This window comes from Streptococcus mitis (genome assembly GCF_000722765.2).
Lineage (GTDB): Bacteria > Bacillota > Bacilli > Lactobacillales > Streptococcaceae > Streptococcus > Streptococcus mitis_AQ.
This window is the reverse complement of the sequence record NZ_CP028415.1, coordinates 1,059,808-1,076,017: the sequence shown is the minus strand read 5'-3', so window position 1 is coordinate 1,076,017 and position 16,210 is coordinate 1,059,808. Positions and strand designations below refer to the sequence as shown.

The 16,210-nt window shown below is 40.9% G+C and carries 12 protein-coding genes; 9 read left to right on the top strand and 3 right to left on the bottom strand.

Features of this window, described 5'->3' with window-relative positions:
• The first annotated feature begins 106 nt into the window (after positions 1–106).
• From rnc to ftsY, 5 genes are read left to right on the top strand one after another with little or no spacing between them, the layout of a single operon-like run.
• Positions 107–805, top strand: a complete 699-nt coding sequence (gene rnc / locus SK637_RS05590) for a ribonuclease III (protein WP_033688897.1) — start codon at positions 107–109, stop codon at positions 803–805.
• A complete protein-coding gene (smc, locus tag SK637_RS05585; RefSeq protein ID WP_033688896.1) occupies positions 796–4,335 on the top strand; it encodes a chromosome segregation protein SMC in 3,540 nt (1,179 codons plus the stop codon). Before rnc ends, smc begins: the two co-directional genes overlap by 10 nt.
• Positions 4,332–5,126, top strand: coding sequence for a Cof-type HAD-IIB family hydrolase (locus SK637_RS05580; protein ID WP_033688895.1), 795 nt, complete (start codon positions 4,332–4,334; stop codon positions 5,124–5,126). Before smc ends, SK637_RS05580 begins: the two co-directional genes overlap by 4 nt.
• Positions 5,126–5,944 carry a Cof-type HAD-IIB family hydrolase gene (locus tag SK637_RS05575; protein ID WP_033688894.1) on the top strand — a complete coding sequence of 273 codons (819 nt, stop codon included), beginning with the start codon at positions 5,126–5,128 and terminating at the stop codon, positions 5,942–5,944. Before SK637_RS05580 ends, SK637_RS05575 begins: the two co-directional genes overlap by 1 nt.
• 3 nt (positions 5,945–5,947) lie before the next feature.
• Positions 5,948–7,237 (top strand): signal recognition particle-docking protein FtsY, encoded by a 1,290-nt coding sequence (ftsY, locus tag SK637_RS05570; RefSeq protein ID WP_033688893.1) that lies wholly within the window; start codon positions 5,948–5,950, stop codon positions 7,235–7,237.
• A gap of 45 nt (positions 7,238–7,282) precedes the next feature.
• On the opposite strand, the gene zwf is transcribed toward ftsY, so the two are convergent.
• The 3 genes from zwf to SK637_RS05555 all read right to left on the bottom strand — a co-directional run bounded on the left by zwf (position 7,283) and on the right by SK637_RS05555 (position 11,826).
• Positions 7,283–8,770, bottom strand: coding sequence for a glucose-6-phosphate dehydrogenase (zwf, locus tag SK637_RS05565; RefSeq protein WP_033688892.1), 1,488 nt, complete (start codon positions 8,768–8,770; stop codon positions 7,283–7,285).
• A 150-nt stretch (positions 8,771–8,920) separates the two neighbouring features.
• Positions 8,921–9,661, bottom strand: coding sequence for an amino acid ABC transporter ATP-binding protein (locus tag SK637_RS05560; RefSeq protein ID WP_001096328.1), 741 nt, complete (start codon positions 9,659–9,661; stop codon positions 8,921–8,923).
• Positions 9,661–11,826: an ABC transporter substrate-binding protein/permease gene (locus SK637_RS05555; RefSeq protein WP_033688891.1), complete on the bottom strand. Its 2,166-nt coding sequence runs from the start codon at positions 11,824–11,826 to the stop codon at positions 9,661–9,663. The genes SK637_RS05560 and SK637_RS05555 overlap by 1 nt, the downstream gene beginning before the upstream one ends.
• A gap of 165 nt (positions 11,827–11,991) precedes the next feature.
• Here SK637_RS05555 and SK637_RS05550 point away from each other — a divergent pair, with 165 nt between their 5' ends.
• From SK637_RS05550 to SK637_RS05535, 4 genes are all read left to right on the top strand, one after another.
• Positions 11,992–12,924: a CPBP family intramembrane glutamic endopeptidase gene (locus SK637_RS05550; RefSeq protein ID WP_033688890.1), complete on the top strand. Its 933-nt coding sequence runs from the start codon at positions 11,992–11,994 to the stop codon at positions 12,922–12,924.
• Between the two features lie 97 nt (positions 12,925–13,021).
• Positions 13,022–15,010, top strand: a complete 1,989-nt coding sequence (gene uvrB / locus SK637_RS05545; protein ID WP_033688889.1) for an excinuclease ABC subunit UvrB — start codon at positions 13,022–13,024, stop codon at positions 15,008–15,010.
• 9 nt (positions 15,011–15,019) lie between these two features.
• The gene (locus SK637_RS05540; protein WP_024057962.1) at positions 15,020–15,646 is read left to right on the top strand and encodes an NAD(P)H-dependent oxidoreductase; all 627 of its coding nucleotides are present in this window, start codon (positions 15,020–15,022) and stop codon (positions 15,644–15,646) included.
• A gap of 14 nt (positions 15,647–15,660) precedes the next feature.
• Positions 15,661–16,149 (top strand): GNAT family N-acetyltransferase, encoded by a 489-nt coding sequence (locus SK637_RS05535; RefSeq protein WP_033688888.1) that lies wholly within the window; start codon positions 15,661–15,663, stop codon positions 16,147–16,149.
• Positions 16,150–16,210 lie beyond the last annotated feature (61 nt).

Below are 16,210 nucleotides of genomic sequence, written 5' to 3'. Positions count from 1 at the left end.
TCTTTTTAAAGAATGCCCAAATCCTCTCCAGTCCCATTTTAAAGTGACTCAGGGGGCTTTTTTTGATATAATAAAAAGGACTGTTATCAGTTAGAAAGAGGTTGGTATGAAAGAATTACAAACTGTACTTAAAAACCATTTTGCAATCGAATTTGCAGACAAAAATTTACTGGAAACTGCCTTTACTCATACGAGTTATGCCAATGAGCACCGCCTCTTAAAAATTTCACACAATGAACGCTTGGAATTTTTAGGAGACGCTGTTCTACAGTTATTGATTTCAGAATATCTGTATAAAAAATATCCTAAAAAGCCTGAGGGTGACTTGTCTAAACTCCGTGCTATGATTGTCCGTGAGGAGAGTTTGGCTGGTTTTGCGCGTGATTGCCAGTTTGATCAATTTATCAAGTTGGGTAAAGGGGAAGAAAAATCTGGTGGTCGCAATCGTGACACTATTCTTGGGGATGCCTTTGAAGCCTTTCTTGGTGCCCTCCTTTTGGACAAGGATGTGGCCAAGGTTAAGGAATTTATCTATCAAGTCATGATTCCTAAGGTTGAAGCAGGCGAATTTGAGATGATTACAGACTACAAAACCCATCTCCAAGAGTTACTTCAGGTCAATGGCGATGTGTCTATTCGTTATCAGGTGATTTCTGAAACGGGTCCTGCCCATGATAAGGTCTTTGATGTAGAAGTTCTAGTTGAAGGTAAGAGTATCGGTCAAGGTCAAGGTCGTTCTAAGAAATTAGCAGAGCAGGAAGCTGCCAAAAATGCCGTTGAGAAAGGGCTGGATTCATGTATTTAAAGGAAATCGAAATTCAGGGATTCAAGTCTTTTGCTGACAAGACCAAGGTCGTCTTTGACCAAGGTGTGACGGCAGTCGTTGGACCCAATGGATCTGGAAAGTCAAATATTACAGAAAGTCTTCGTTGGGCCTTGGGAGAGTCAAGTGTTAAGAGTCTCCGTGGGGGCAAGATGCCGGATGTCATCTTTGCTGGAACAGAGAGTCGCAAACCGCTCAATTATGCTTCTGTAGTTGTGACTCTGGATAATCATGACGGATTTATCAAGGATGCAGGCCAAGAAATCAGGGTGGAACGCCATATCTATCGTAGTGGGGATAGTGAATACAAAATTGGCGGCAAGAAAGTTCGTCTTCGTGATATTCATGATCTTTTCTTGGATACAGGTTTGGGACGAGATTCCTTCTCTATCATTTCCCAAGGGAAGGTTGAGGAGATTTTCAACTCCAAGCCTGAAGAACGCAGAGCTATTTTTGAAGAAGCTGCTGGAGTTTTGAAATACAAGACTCGTAGAAAAGAGACTGAGAGCAAATTGCAACAAACTCAGGATAATTTAGACCGCTTAGAGGACATTATCTACGAGTTGGATAATCAAATCAAGCCTCTTGAGAAGCAAGCTGAGAATGCCCATAAGTTTTTAGACTTGGAGGGTCAACGCAAGGCTATTTATTTAGATGTTTTGGTTGCTCAAATTAAGGAAAATAAGGCTGAACTAGAGTCGACAGAAGAAGAGTTGGTACAGGTTCAGGAACTCTTGACAAGCTATTACCAAAAGCGTGAAAAATTAGAAGAGGAAAATCAGAATCTCAAGAAGCAACGCCAAGATTTACAGGCTGAAATGGCCAAAGATCAAGGTAGTTTGATGGATTTGACCAGTCTAATTAGTGATTTAGAGAGAAAATTAGCCCTATCGAAATTAGAATCTGAGCAAGTAGCCCTGAATCAACAGGAAGCACAAGCCCGTTTGGCTGCTTTGGAGGATAAGAGAAATGCTCTAAGTCAGGAAAAGACTGAAAAAGAAAGCTCTTTGGCACTTTTAGAAGAAAATCTAGTCCAAAATAATCAAAAACTCAATCGTTTAGAAGCTGAATTGCTGGCTTTTTCAGATGATCCTGATCAGATGATTGAGCTTCTACGTGAACGCTTTGTAGCCCTTTTACAAGAAGAAGCAGATGTGTCAAACCAACTAACCCGTATCGAGAATGAGTTGGAAAATAGTCGTCAGCTTTCTCAAAAACAAGCAGATCAATTAGAAAAGCTGAAAAAACAGCTGACTACAGCTAAAGAGAAGGCTAGTCAGCAAAAAGAAGAGCTTGAAACTGCCAAGGAGCAGGTTCAGAAATTATTGGCTGACTACCAAGCTATTGCCAAGGAGAAAGAGGAGCAGAAAACCTCCTATCAAGCTCAACAAAGTCAACTCTTTGACCGTCTGGACAGTCTTAAAAACAAGCAGGCTAGAGCTCAAAGTTTGGAAAATATCCTGAGAAATCATAGTAACTTTTATGCAGGTGTTAAGAGTGTTCTCCAAGAAAAAGCCCACCTTGGTGGAATTATTGGTGCTGTTAGTGAGCACCTGACCTTTGATGTGCATTATCAAATTGCCCTAGAGATTGCCTTAGGGGCAAGTAGCCAGCATATCATCGTAGAAGATGAAGAGTCGGCAACCAAAGCTATTGATTTCCTTAAACGAAACAGAGCCGGTCGTGCAACCTTCCTTCCTTTGACAACAATCAAGGCGCGTACGATTTCTAGTCAGAACCAAGATGTGATCGCTGCAAGCCCAGGTTTCCTTGGGATGGCAGATGAGCTGGTTACTTTCGATAATAGGTTGGAAGCTATTTTCAAGAATTTGCTAGCTACAACAGCTATTTTTGATACCGTAGAACATGCGCGTGTAGCTGCTCGACAAGTTCGTTATCAGGTTCGCATGGTAACATTGGATGGGACAGAGTTGCGTACAGGTGGTTCCTACGCGGGTGGTGCCAATCGCCAGAATAACAGCATTTTCATCAAGCCAGAACTGGAGCAATTACAAAAAGAAATTGCTGAAGAAGAAGCAAGTCTTCGTTCAGAAGAAGCATCTTTGAAGACCTTGCAAGACCAGATGGCTAGATTGACAGAAAGTTTAGAAGCTATCAAATCTCAAGGAGAGCAGGCACGTATTCAGGAGCAAGGCTTGTCCCTCGCTTATCAGCAGACCAGTCAACAAGTTGAAGAACTAGAAACTCTTTGGAAACTCCAAGAAGAGGAATTAAATCGTCTTACTGAGGGAGATTGGCAAGCTGATAAGGAAAAATGCCAAGAGCGCCTTGCTACAATCGCCAGTGACAAGCAAAATCTGGAAGCTGAGATTGAAGAGATTAAGTCTAACAAAAATGCCATCCAAGAACGTTATCAGAACTTGCATGAAGAGCTAGCGCAAGCTCGCCTTCTTAAGACAGAACTACAAGGGCAAAAACGTTATGAAGTAGCTGATATTGAGCGTTTAGGCAAAGAATTGGACAATTTAGATATCGAACAAGAGGAAATCCAGCGCCTTCTTCAAGAAAAGGTTGATAATTTGGAGAAGGTTGATACAGAATTGCTCAGTCAACAGGCGGAAGAAGCCAAAATGCAGAAAATAAATCTCCAACAAGGTTTGATTCGCAAGCAGTTTGAGTTGGATGATATTGAAGGTCAACTGGATGATATTGCTAGTCATTTGGATCAGGCTCGCCAGCAGAATGAGGAATGGATTCGCAAGCAAACACGTGCTGAAGCTAAGAAAGAAAAGGTCAGCGAGCGCTTACGCCATTTACAAAGCCAATTAACAGACCAGTATCAGATTAGCTATACTGAAGCACTAGAAAAGGCACATGAACTGGAAAACCTCAATCTGGCAGAGCAAGAGGTGCAGGATTTAGAGAAAGCTATTCGCTCACTGGGGCCTGTCAATATAGAAGCTATTGACCAGTACGAAGAAGTTCACAGCCGTCTGGATTTCCTCAATAGCCAGCGAGATGACATTTTGTCAGCGAAAAACCTGCTCCTTGAGACCATTACAGAGATGAATGATGAGGTCAAGGAACGCTTTAAAACCACCTTTGAAGCTATTCGTGAGTCCTTCAAAGTGACCTTCAAGCAGATGTTTGGCGGAGGTCAGGCGGACTTACTTTTGACTGAAGGAGACCTGCTGACAGCTGGGGTTGAGATTTCTGTTCAACCTCCAGGTAAGAAAATCCAGTCGCTTAACCTCATGAGTGGTGGTGAAAAAGCCTTATCAGCTCTTGCTTTGCTCTTCTCTATCATTCGAGTTAAGACTATCCCGTTTGTTATCTTGGATGAGGTAGAGGCTGCACTGGATGAAGCTAATGTTAAGCGTTTTGGGGATTACCTCAACCGCTTTGACAAGGACAGCCAGTTCATCGTCGTAACCCACCGTAAGGGAACCATGGCAGCGGCTGATTCTATCTATGGAGTGACCATGCAAGAATCAGGTGTCTCAAAAATTGTTTCGGTGAAGTTAAAAGATTTAGAAAGTATTGAAGGATGACAATTAAACTAGTAGCAACAGATATGGACGGAACCTTCCTAGATGGGAATGGGCGCTTTGATATGGAACGCCTCAAGTCTCTCTTGGCTTCCTATAAGGAAAAAGGGATTTACTTTGCGGTGGCTTCGGGTCGGGGATTTCTGTCTCTAGAAAAATTATTTGCTGATGTTCGTGATGACATTATTTTCATCGCGGAAAATGGCAGTTTAGTAGAGTATCAAGGTCAGGACTTGTATGAAGCGACTATGTCTCGTGACTTTTATCTATCAACTTTTGAAAAGCTGAAAACGTCACCTTATGTAGATATCAATAAACTGCTCTTGACGGGAAAAAAAGGCTCTTATGTGCTAGATACGGTTGATGCAACCTATTTGAAAGAGAGTCAGCATTATAATGAAAATATCCAAAAAGTAGCAAGTCTGGAAGATATTACAGATGACATTTTCAAATTTACAACCAACTTCACAGAAGAAACGCTAGAAGCTGGGGAAGCTTGGGTTAATGAACATGTTCCTGGTGTTAAGGCTATGACAACTGGCTTTGAATCCATTGATATTGTTCTGGACTATGTCGATAAGGGAGTGGCCATTGTTGAATTGGCTAAAAAACTTGGTATCACAATGGATCAGGTTATGGCTTTTGGAGACAATCTAAATGACTTGCATATGATGCAGGTTGTGGGACATCCTGTGGCTCCTGAAAATGCACGACCAGAGATTTTAGAATTAGCAGAGACTGTGATTGGTCACCATAAGGACCAGTCGGTTATAGCTTATATGGAGGGCTTATAATGGCAGATATAAAATTGATTGCATTGGACTTGGATGGGACCTTGCTGACTACTGATAAAAGGCTGACGGATCGCACCAAGGCAACCTTGAAAGCTGCGCGTGATCGTGGTATCAAGGTCGTATTGACAACTGGTCGCCCTTTAAAAGCTATGGATTTCTTTCTCCATGAGCTAGGGACTGACGGCCACGAAGATGAGTATACGATTACTTTTAATGGTGGTTTGGTTCAGAAAAATACAGGTGAAATCCTTGATAAGACAGTCTTTTCATATGATGATGTGGCACGCTTGTGTGAGGAAACAGAGAAATTATCACTGCCTCTTGATGCCATTTCAGAAGGAACTGTTTATCAAATTCAATCTGACCAAGAAAGTCTTTATGCCAAATTCAATCCAGCTTTGACTTTTGTTCCAGTGGACTTTGAAGATCTGTCTAGTCAAATGACGTACAATAAGTGCGTGACTGCCTTTGCTCAAGAACCCTTGGATGCAGCCATTCAGAAGATTTCTCCAGAATTGTTTGACCAATATGAAATCTTTAAATCACGTGAAATGTTGCTAGAGTGGTCACCAAAGAATGTTCATAAAGCAACGGGTTTAGCAAAACTAATCAGCCATCTTGGAATCGATCAAAGTCAAGTTATGGCTTGTGGTGACGAGGCCAATGACCTTTCTATGATTGAATGGGCAGGGCTCGGTGTTGCCATGCAAAACGCTGTTCCTGAAGTCAAGGCGGTTGCAAATGTAGTGACGCCAATGACCAATGATGAAGAGGCTGTCGCCTGGGCTATCGAAGAATATGTGCTAAAGGAGAACTAAGATATGGGATTATTTGACCGTCTATTCGGAAAAAAAGAAGAACCTAAAATCGAAGAAGTTGTAAAAGAAGCTCTGGAAAATCTTGATTTGTCTGAAGATGTTGAGCCTGCCTTCACAGAAGCTGAGGAACTTCCTCAAGAAGATGCAGAAGTTGAAATTGTTGAACAAGCTGAGCTCCAAGAAGATAAAATCCAAGACACAGTTGAAGAAAGTATTGATTCGGGATCAGTTGTAGAAGTTTCTCAAGAAGAAGTCGAAGAATTGCCAAACTCAGAAGAAGTCCCAGAAGAAGAGAATACTGAGCTCCTAGAGACTGTAGAAGAAAATAATTCTGAAGTTCTTGAACCAGAAAGGCCTCAAGCAGAAGAAACTGTTCAGGAAAAATATGACCGCAGTCTTAAGAAAACTCGTACAGGTTTCGGAGCTCGCTTGAATGCCTTCTTTGCTAATTTCCGTTCTGTTGACGAAGAATTTTTCGAGGAACTGGAAGAACTGCTGATCATGAGTGACGTTGGTGTCCAAGTCGCTTCTAACTTAACAGAGGAGTTACGCTACGAAGCCAAGCTTGAAAACGCCAAGAAACCTGACGCACTTCGCCGTGTTATCATTGAGAAATTGGTTGAGCTTTATGAAAAGGATGGCAACTATGATGAAAGTATCCACTTCCAAGATGGCTTGACAGTCATGCTCTTTGTCGGTGTTAATGGTGTCGGGAAAACAACTTCTATCGGGAAACTAGCCCACCGCTACAAACAAGCAGGTAAAAAAGTTATGCTAGTTGCGGCAGATACCTTCCGTGCAGGTGCAGTTGCACAGCTAGCTGAATGGGGTCGTCGTGTTGACGTTCCAGTTGTAACTGGACCTGAAAAAGCTGACCCAGCCAGTGTAGTCTTTGATGGAATGGAACGTGCTGTAGCTGAAGGTATCGATATTCTTATGATTGACACCGCTGGTCGTCTACAAAATAAGGATAACCTCATGGCTGAGTTGGAAAAGATTGGTCGTATCATCAAACGTGTTGTGCCAGAAGCGCCGCATGAAACCTTCTTGGCACTTGATGCATCAACAGGTCAAAATGCCCTGGTACAGGCCAAAGAATTTTCGAAAATCACACCATTAACTGGAATTGTCTTGACTAAGATTGATGGAACTGCTCGAGGTGGTGTGGTTCTAGCCATCCGTGAAGAACTCAATATTCCTGTAAAATTGATTGGTTTTGGTGAAAAAATCGATGATATTGGAGAGTTTAACTCAGAAAACTTTATGAAGGGTCTCTTGGAAGGCTTAATCTAATCAGAAACAAAAATCCTGCAAGGTATAAACTTGCAGGAAATTTTTTTATTCTAAACGACCATCTTGACGATAGGCAATATCTGGTTGCCAAGTCCATTTGGCACCGAATTTTTCAAGTAAGTCAAAGCTGGCTTGAGGTCCCATACTTCCAGCTTTATAGTCATGAAGTGGGGCACCATTTTCAGCCCAGAGCTCTTCGATACGGTCAATCAATTTCCATGACGCACCAACTTCATCCCAGTGACTAAAGTTAGTTGAGTTGTTATTTAGGACATCATAAATCAATTTCTCGTATGGTTCCGGAGAAGCACCAGTTGCAGTCGCATCTGTACGGTAATCAAGTGAGTTAGGAGCCAAGTTGAATTCTTCTCCTACTTGCTTCCCATTTAGGCTAAGCGAGAAGCCTTCTGTTGGTTGGATATAGATGGTCAAAATATTTGGAGCAAGTGGCTCACCAAAGATAGAGTCCATTTGTTTAAAGACGATATTGACATGAGTTCCTTTTTCAGTCAGACGTTTACCAGTACGGAAGAAGAAAGGAACACCACGGAAGCGATCGCTGTTTACAAAGAAGGCACCAGATGCAAAGGTTTCTGTTGTTGATTCTGGATTTACATTTGGCTCGCTACGATAAGAGATATATTTCATGCCATCAATCTTACCAGAGCGGTATTGACCACGGATAAAGTGTTCTTTAAGTTCTTCATCAGTTGGATGATAGAGGTTTTTAAAGACCTTAATCTTTTCAGCACGAATCTCGTCTTTTGTGAAGCTTGCTGGCTTGTCCATAGCAAGGAGAGAAAGAAGTTGGAGTGTATGGTTTTGAACCATATCACGAAGGGCACCAGATTCATCATAGTAGCCACCACGCTCTTCTACACCCAAGCGCTCCGCAAAGGTAATTTGAACATTGTCGATAAAGTCCTTGTTCCAAACGTTTTCGAAAATCAGGTTGGCAAAGCGAACTGCAAAGATGCTTTGGATCATTTCCTTACCAAGATAATGGTCAATACGGAAAATTTGTTCTTCGTCAAATGTTGCTAGGAGTTCGTCATTCAACTTGCTTGCAGTTGCGTAATCTGTACCAAATGGTTTTTCAACGATTAGGCGCTCAAAACCTTTACCGTCTACGATATTTTCAGACTTGAGGTGCTTTGCAATGGTTCCAAAGAACTGAGGTGCCATAGACAAGAAGAAGAACTTGTTGTGTTCAGCTTGGTACTTGTCATTTAGTTCAGCCTGCAATTGGCGCAAAGCAATATAGTGCTCCGTATCATTGACATCGTGACTTTGATAGTAGAAGTGACTAGCGAATTCTTGAGCCTGTTCGGTACTATCTGCCAAATCAAGGATCGATTCGACTACAACAGATTCAAAATATTCCTTGCTCCAAGGACGACGGGCAGTTCCAATGACAGCAAAGTGCTCGGAAAGATTGCCGGATTTATATAGTCTAAAAAGGGAAGGGTAGAGCTTGCGTTTAGCCAGGTCTCCACTCGCACCGAAAATTGTAACAATAACCTTAGATGACATCTAGCTACCTAATTTCTATTTTTATTCCTAGTCTTGCTAGGTATGAGGAAACCTCATTTCATAAACTTAATTCTAACATAATTTTCCGAAAAATCAAAAAATCCAATACGAGATAGAAAAAAACTGCAAGGAAATCCTTACAGTTTGACTTTAGACGTTTAAGACCTTGTCCAAGAAATCTTTCAGACGAGGGTGTTGAGGGTTGTCAAAGATTTGATCAGGTGTTCCGTCTTCTAGGAACTCGCCATCTGCAGTAAAGATAACGCGGTTGGCAACCTGACGAGCAAATCCCATCTCATGGGTGACGATAATCATGGTCATACCTTGCTCAGCCAACTCCTTCATAACGTTTAGTACGTCTCCGACCATCTCAGGGTCAAGTGCAGAAGTTGGTTCATCAAAGAGCATGATGTCTGGATTCATTGCTAGTCCACGAGCGATAGCCACACGTTGTTTTTGACCACCGGATAGGCTATCTGGGTTAGCATTAGCTTTATCTGCTAGTCCAACCTTGTCAAGCAACTCCATTCCCAATTTCTCAGCTTCTTCCTTAGTCATCAACTTGTGCTCAATTGGAGCAAAAGTAATGTTGTCCAATACAGACATGTGTGGGAAGAGGTTGAAGTGTTGGAAAACCATTCCGATATTTTCACGGACGTGATCGACGTTGGTTGTTTTTTCAGTTAAGTCATAACCGTTCACAGTGATGTGACCGCTAGTAACTTCTTCTAGAAGATTAAGGCTACGGAGGAAAGTTGACTTACCAGAACCCGAAGGACCGATGATACAAACAACATCTCCTTCATAGAACTTAGTCGTAATTCCTTTTAAAACTTCATTTTTTCCGTAGCTTTTGTGTAAATCATTTACATCAATTTTTAATTTTGCCATTAACGAATCCTCTTTTCTAAGCGTTTCGCTAGTTTAGTCAAAAGTGTGATAATTACAAGATAGAAGATAGCAAGGATTGCATACATCTTAAAACTTTGGTAGTTACGGGCTATGATAATCTTACCAGTTTGGAAGAGTTCCACCAAACCGATAGCAGATACGATAGTTGTATCTTTAAGAGCGATAACGAATTGGTTGACAAAGTTTGGCAACATCAATTTAGTTGCTTGTGGCAAGATAATCTTACGCATGGTTTTTCCATAAGAGATACCCAAGCTGCGGCTGGCTTCCATTTGTCCAATTGGAACGGCTTGAATACCACCACGAACAATCTCAGCGATATAAGCGGCTGCATTGAGCGATAGGGCAATAGTACCAGCTACAAAGTCGTTAATTGGGCTTTGTTGGCCTGTGATAGACTCAATGAAGTTTGGAATTCCCCAGAAGATGAAGGCTGCAAGAATCATCAATGGGATACCACGGATAACGTCTACGAAAATCTCAGAGATGACGCGAAGAGATTTGTAGGGGCTAACGCTAAACATACCGAAGATAATCCCGATGACAATGGCAATAGCAAATGAGATAAGAGCTAGAGCAAGAGTGATACCAAGACCACTAAGGAGTTGTTTGTAGTTGTTTTGAAGCAAGCCCCAGATAGTTGTTTCATCAACAGTGCTTGTTGAAGCAGATGAAGATTCGCTAGCTAGGTATTTATCAAGAATCTTTTGGAATTCTCCGTTTGCTTTAAGGTTTGCAAGTCCGTTGTTGAACATTTCAATCAATTCTGGATTTGCTCCTTTTTTAACGGCAAAGGCTGTTTCACCGATTGGAGTTCCAGCGATTGGTGTTTTCAATTTTTGTCCTTGGCTGATAGAATATTTGAGAACAGGTTCATCATCCATAACGGCATCAATGGCACCAGTGTTTAAACTGTCATACATTGAAGAACCATCAGCAAAAGTTTTGATTTTGTAACCGTATTTGCTTTGATTTTCTGTTAGGAAGGTTTGAGAGGCAGTTCCGTTTTTAACACCAACTGTCTTTCCTTTTAAATCTTCATAAGAAGCAATGGTGCTTGATTCTTTGACACCAAGGATTGTATTAGCAGTGTAGTATGATTCTGAGAAGTCAAAAGTTGCCTTACGAGCATCTGTGACAGACATACCAGCAATGATACCATCAGCTTGTCCAGCTTGAACAGCACTGATAGCGGCATCGAAACCAGGGTTGGTGATTTCAATTTCAAAACCTTGATCTTTAGCGATTGCCTTAATCAAGTCCATATCAATACCAGTAAATTGGTTACTTGAGTTTTGGAACACAAAAGGTGCAAAAGAAGAATCACTGGCAATGATGTATTTAGCTTTAACAGGAGTTGCTTTTAGACCAGCTGCAGTCGTTGTGGTTGGTACTGCTGAAGAAGATGATGCAGTCCATTTCTTGATGATTTTATCAAGACTACCATCTTTTTTCATTTCAGCCAAGGCTTGGTTAAATTCAGTAACCAGGTGCTCGTATTTGCTTCCTTTTTTAACACCGAAAGCAAAACTTCCTACAGCTTCACCATCCATTTCAATATGGAGGTCTTGACCTTGGTTAATTGCATACTCGATAACAGGTTTGTCATCCATCATAGCATCGATAGCACCAGCAGCCAAGCTGTTGTTCATCAAATCACCAGTATCAAATGTTTTAATGCTAAAGCCGTATTTGTCCTTAATACTTTCAAGGAAACGTTGAGCGGCTGTTCCGTTTTTAACACCAACAGTTTTACCTTTTAATTGGTCGTACTGACTAATCTTGTGTGCCTTTGTAGTTGCAATGACAACTTTTGTATCATAGTAAGTATCAGACATGGTGAAAACTTTTTCACGTTCTGTAGTTTTTGTCATTCCTGCCATGATTGCGTCAGCTTGACCAGCTTGAACCGCATTGACCGCTGCATCAAATCCAGGATAGGACATCTGAATGTTCCATCCTTTAATCTCAGCGACTTTGTTGATAATGTCAACATCAATTCCTTTATAAGTTTGATCTGAATCTTTAAACTCAAAAGGTGCATAGGCGGTATCAGAAACAATCTTAATCGTCTCAGCTTTCGCAATACCTAATGAGAAAATTGGGAATAAAATTAGCAAAAATGCTAGAAATTTTTTCTTCATTTTTAGTCTCCTTTTCCGAATATTTTCCCATTATATCAGAAAAAGTAAAAAAAGGCAAATTTTTATATTTCTGTGTCAGAAAATATAACATTGTTTTTTCTTTCTTGAATTGCTATTAAAAAGTGCTATAATATTAGTATATGTAGAAGAAAAGAGGACAGGGATATGAAGAACAAAAGAATCTTAAAAGACTTTGAAACTTCTAAAATGAGTTTAAACATTTACACAAGCCCCTTGTTAGCCTTTGTTTTTGTCTTTATAGGAGAGTTTGTGGCTTTTACTTTATATGGTATTAGTTTGTTAGCTCTTATCGGACTTGCTAGAAATTTTGGAGAGACTGGTCAAAATCTTGCAACCTATTTGCAGACCTTGCAGCAGAGCTTGATGGATAAAACAAGTGACTTTCATTTAATTTTAGATTTACTGGCCTTTGGTTTTATTCTTAACACTGTGTTCAGATGGACTAGAAAAGTTGAGAAAAGATCTATTCGAACTTTAGGATTTTATAAAGAAAATTTCCTCAGCAATCTTTTTAAAGGATTTGGTCTAGGCCTGGCACTTTTTCTTCTGACCTTGTTAGGTTTGGTGGTCTTGGGGCAATATCGTTTTGAGTCCATTCATTTGAATCCTTATTCGCTTATCTTTGTTGTCTTTACTATCCCATTTTGGATTTTACAGGGGACAGCAGAAGAAGTGGTGTCCCGTGCTTGGCTCCTTCCTCAGTTGGCTTCACGAACCAATTTAAAACTTGCTGTTCTTATATCTAGCCTGTTCTTTACCCTGCTTCATATAGGCAATTCTGGTCTAACACTACTATCTCTAGTAAATCTCTTTTTATTCGGAGTTGCCATGTCACTTTACCTTCTCAAAACCGATACAGTTTGGGGTGTTGCAGGTATTCATGGGGCTTGGAATTTTGCTCAGGGAAATCTTTTTGGGATTTTAGTTAGCGGTCAGCCGTCAGGAACGTCTTTGATGACCTTTTTACCACAAGGCGATCAAGTCTGGCTATCAGGTGGTTCTTTTGGCATAGAAGGTTCTATCATGACAAGTCTAGTCTTGTTACTTTTGATTGTCTATCTTGGCTATAAATTATAGAAAGAAAATGAAAGGATGTGACTTCGGTCCGTCCTTTTCTTCGTGAAAATGCTACAAGTATGCTAAAATAGGAATAGCATATCAAGAGAGGATTCTTATGATCAACCGTATTACAGATAATCAATTTAAACTAGTATCAAAATATCAACCATCAGGAGATCAACCCCAAGCTATCGAGCAGTTGGTTGATAATATCGAGGGGGGAGAAAAAGCTCAGATTCTGATGGGGGCGACCGGAACAGGGAAGACCTATACCATGAGTCAAGTCATTTCCAAAGTCAATAAACCAACTCTGGTCATCGCCCACAATAAGACTTTGGCAGGACAGCTCTATGGGGAGTTTAAGGAGTTTTTTCCTGAAAATGCCGTTGAGTACTTTGTGTCTTACTATGATTATTACCAGCCAGAAGCCTATGTCCCTTCTAGTGATACCTATATTGAGAAGGATAGTTCTGTCAATGACGAGATTGACAAGCTTCGCCACTCAGCGACTTCAGCCCTTTTGGAGCGCAATGATGTTATTGTCGTGGCCTCAGTCTCTTGTATCTATGGTCTGGGTTCGCCCAAGGAATACGCTGATAGTGTCGTTAGTCTTCGTCCAGGTCTTGAAATTTCTCGTGATAAACTCTTAAATGACTTGGTCGATATTCAGTTTGAGCGAAATGATATTGATTTTCAACGCGGAAGATTTCGCGTTCGTGGGGATGTGGTGGAGATTTTCCCAGCTTCCCGTGATGAACACGCCTTTCGAGTAGAATTTTTTGGAGACGAAATTGACCGTATTCGTGAGGTTGAGGCTCTGACTGGTCAGGTATTGGGAGAAGTGGATCATTTGGCGATTTTCCCAGCTACTCACTTTGTGACCAATGACGACCATATGGAAGTTGCCATTGCAAAGATTCAAGCAGAATTAGAAGAGCAACTAGCTGTCTTTGAGAAGGAAGGCAAACTGCTTGAAGCCCAACGTTTGAAACAGCGGACAGAGTATGATATCGAAATGTTGCGTGAGATGGGCTATACCAATGGGGTTGAGAACTATTCACGTCACATGGATGGACGGAGCGAAGGAGAGCCTCCTTATACGCTTCTCGATTTCTTCCCAGATGATTTCTTAATCATGATTGACGAGAGCCACATGACCATGGGGCAGATCAAGGGTATGTATAATGGTGACCGCTCTCGTAAGGAAATGTTAGTAAATTACGGTTTCCGTTTGCCGTCTGCTCTGGACAATCGTCCTCTTCGTCGGGAGGAGTTTGAGAGTCACATTCATCAGATTGTTTACGTTTCAGCGACACCGGGAGACTATGAAAATGAACAGACTGAGACAGTAATTGAGCAAATCATTCGTCCGACAGGACTTTTGGATCCTGAGGTGGAAGTCCGTCCGACTATGGGACAGATTGATGACCTCTTAGGTGAAATCAATGCCCGTGTTGAGAAGAACGAGCGAACCTTTATCACCACCTTGACCAAGAAAATGGCAGAGGACTTGACCGACTACTTCAAGGAAATGGGCATCAAGGTCAAGTACATGCACTCGGATATTAAGACCTTGGAACGGACAGAGATTATCCGTGACCTGCGCTTGGGTGTCTTTGATGTCTTGGTCGGAATCAACCTGCTCCGTGAAGGGATTGATGTACCTGAAGTGAGTCTCGTAGCCATTCTTGATGCTGACAAGGAAGGTTTCCTTCGTAACGAACGTGGACTCATCCAGACTATTGGACGTGCTGCTCGTAACAGCGAAGGGCATGTTATCATGTATGCGGACACTGTGACTCAGTCTATGCAACGTGCTATGGATGAAACGGCCCGCCGTCGGAAAATCCAGATGGCTTATAATGATGAGCATGGTATCGTGCCTCAGACAATCAAAAAAGAAATCCGTGACCTGATTGCTGTGACCAAGGCAGTTGCTAAGGAAGAAGACAAGGAAGTCGATATCAATAGCCTCAACAAACAAGAACGCAAAGAACTTGTCAAGAAACTAGAAAAACAAATGCAAGAAGCTGTCGAAGTGCTTGACTTTGAACTGGCTGCACAGATTCGCGATATGATGCTGGAAGTCAAGGCCTTGGATTAGGGGAATTTTATGAATATTTTAGTTATTAATGGACATCCTGATAAAGAAAGTTACTGCCAAGCAATTTTTCAAACGATTGTAGAAAATATAGACTCAAAGAGACATGAACTTGAAATGATTAATCTTAATGAGGAAGAGTTTGATCCTGTTTTACGTTATGGTTATCGACAAAGGATGGAGGACGATCCGTTTATTCTACGATCTCAGGAATTAATTCAGTGGGCAGATCATTTCATTTTTGTTTATCCAATTTGGTGGAGTAGTATGCCTAGTCTATTGAAGGGGTGGATTGATCGTGTTTTTACGCCAGGCATTGCATACTCAGCAAATAATCGAGGAAGCTTTATTTTGAACTACTTGAGAGGTAATCAGTTTAAAAAGTTACTAAAAGGAAAAACAGCTAGTATTTATGCAACCTCCATGGCACCAACTTGGTGGTACAAAGTATTTTCAGGTCCGATTAATATTCCAGACAGTTATGGAATATCAGTATTAAAGAATGCTGTCCTGAATCATTGCGGTATCAAAACAAAGAGGGTTTCAATCTTAGGAGAGTTAGGACGTGAAGTGAATACAAGTTCAACAAGAGAAAAATTTCTACAAAAAGTAGCAAAGGAAGTCAGACTGTTGGATTAAGGAGAAGAAAATAAATGACGGTTGTTATCAAATCAATGGAAACTCCTGAAGAGATAGAAAGTAAATCTCTCGTTCACTGGAAAGCGTGGAGAGAGGCTTATGACGACCTTTTGCCTGCAGAATTTCAGGAGACAATGACATTGGAAAGGTGTCGATTCTTTAGTCAAAAATATCCAGAAAATACATTGATTGCGATGGATGGTATGAAGGTAGTTGGCTTTATCAGTTATGGCAACTTTCGTGATGAGACTATTCAAGCTGGTGAAATTATTGCTTTATATGTTTTAAAAGACTATTATGGAAAAGGTATCGCACAAAAGTTAATGAAAGTAGCTTTGATTGATCTTGATCATTTTTCTGAAATTTTCTTATGGGTATTGAAAGATAATAAACGAGCCATTGCTTTCTATCAAAAAATGGGTTTTACTTTTGATGGACAAGAAAAGATACTTGAACTTGGAAAGCCCATAAAGGAAAAACGGATGGTATTCTATTCTAAATAATTTTAAAAAGTAGAAGCTAGAATCTCTGTACCAAGTCTGAAAATTTAATAAATTAGAAAGC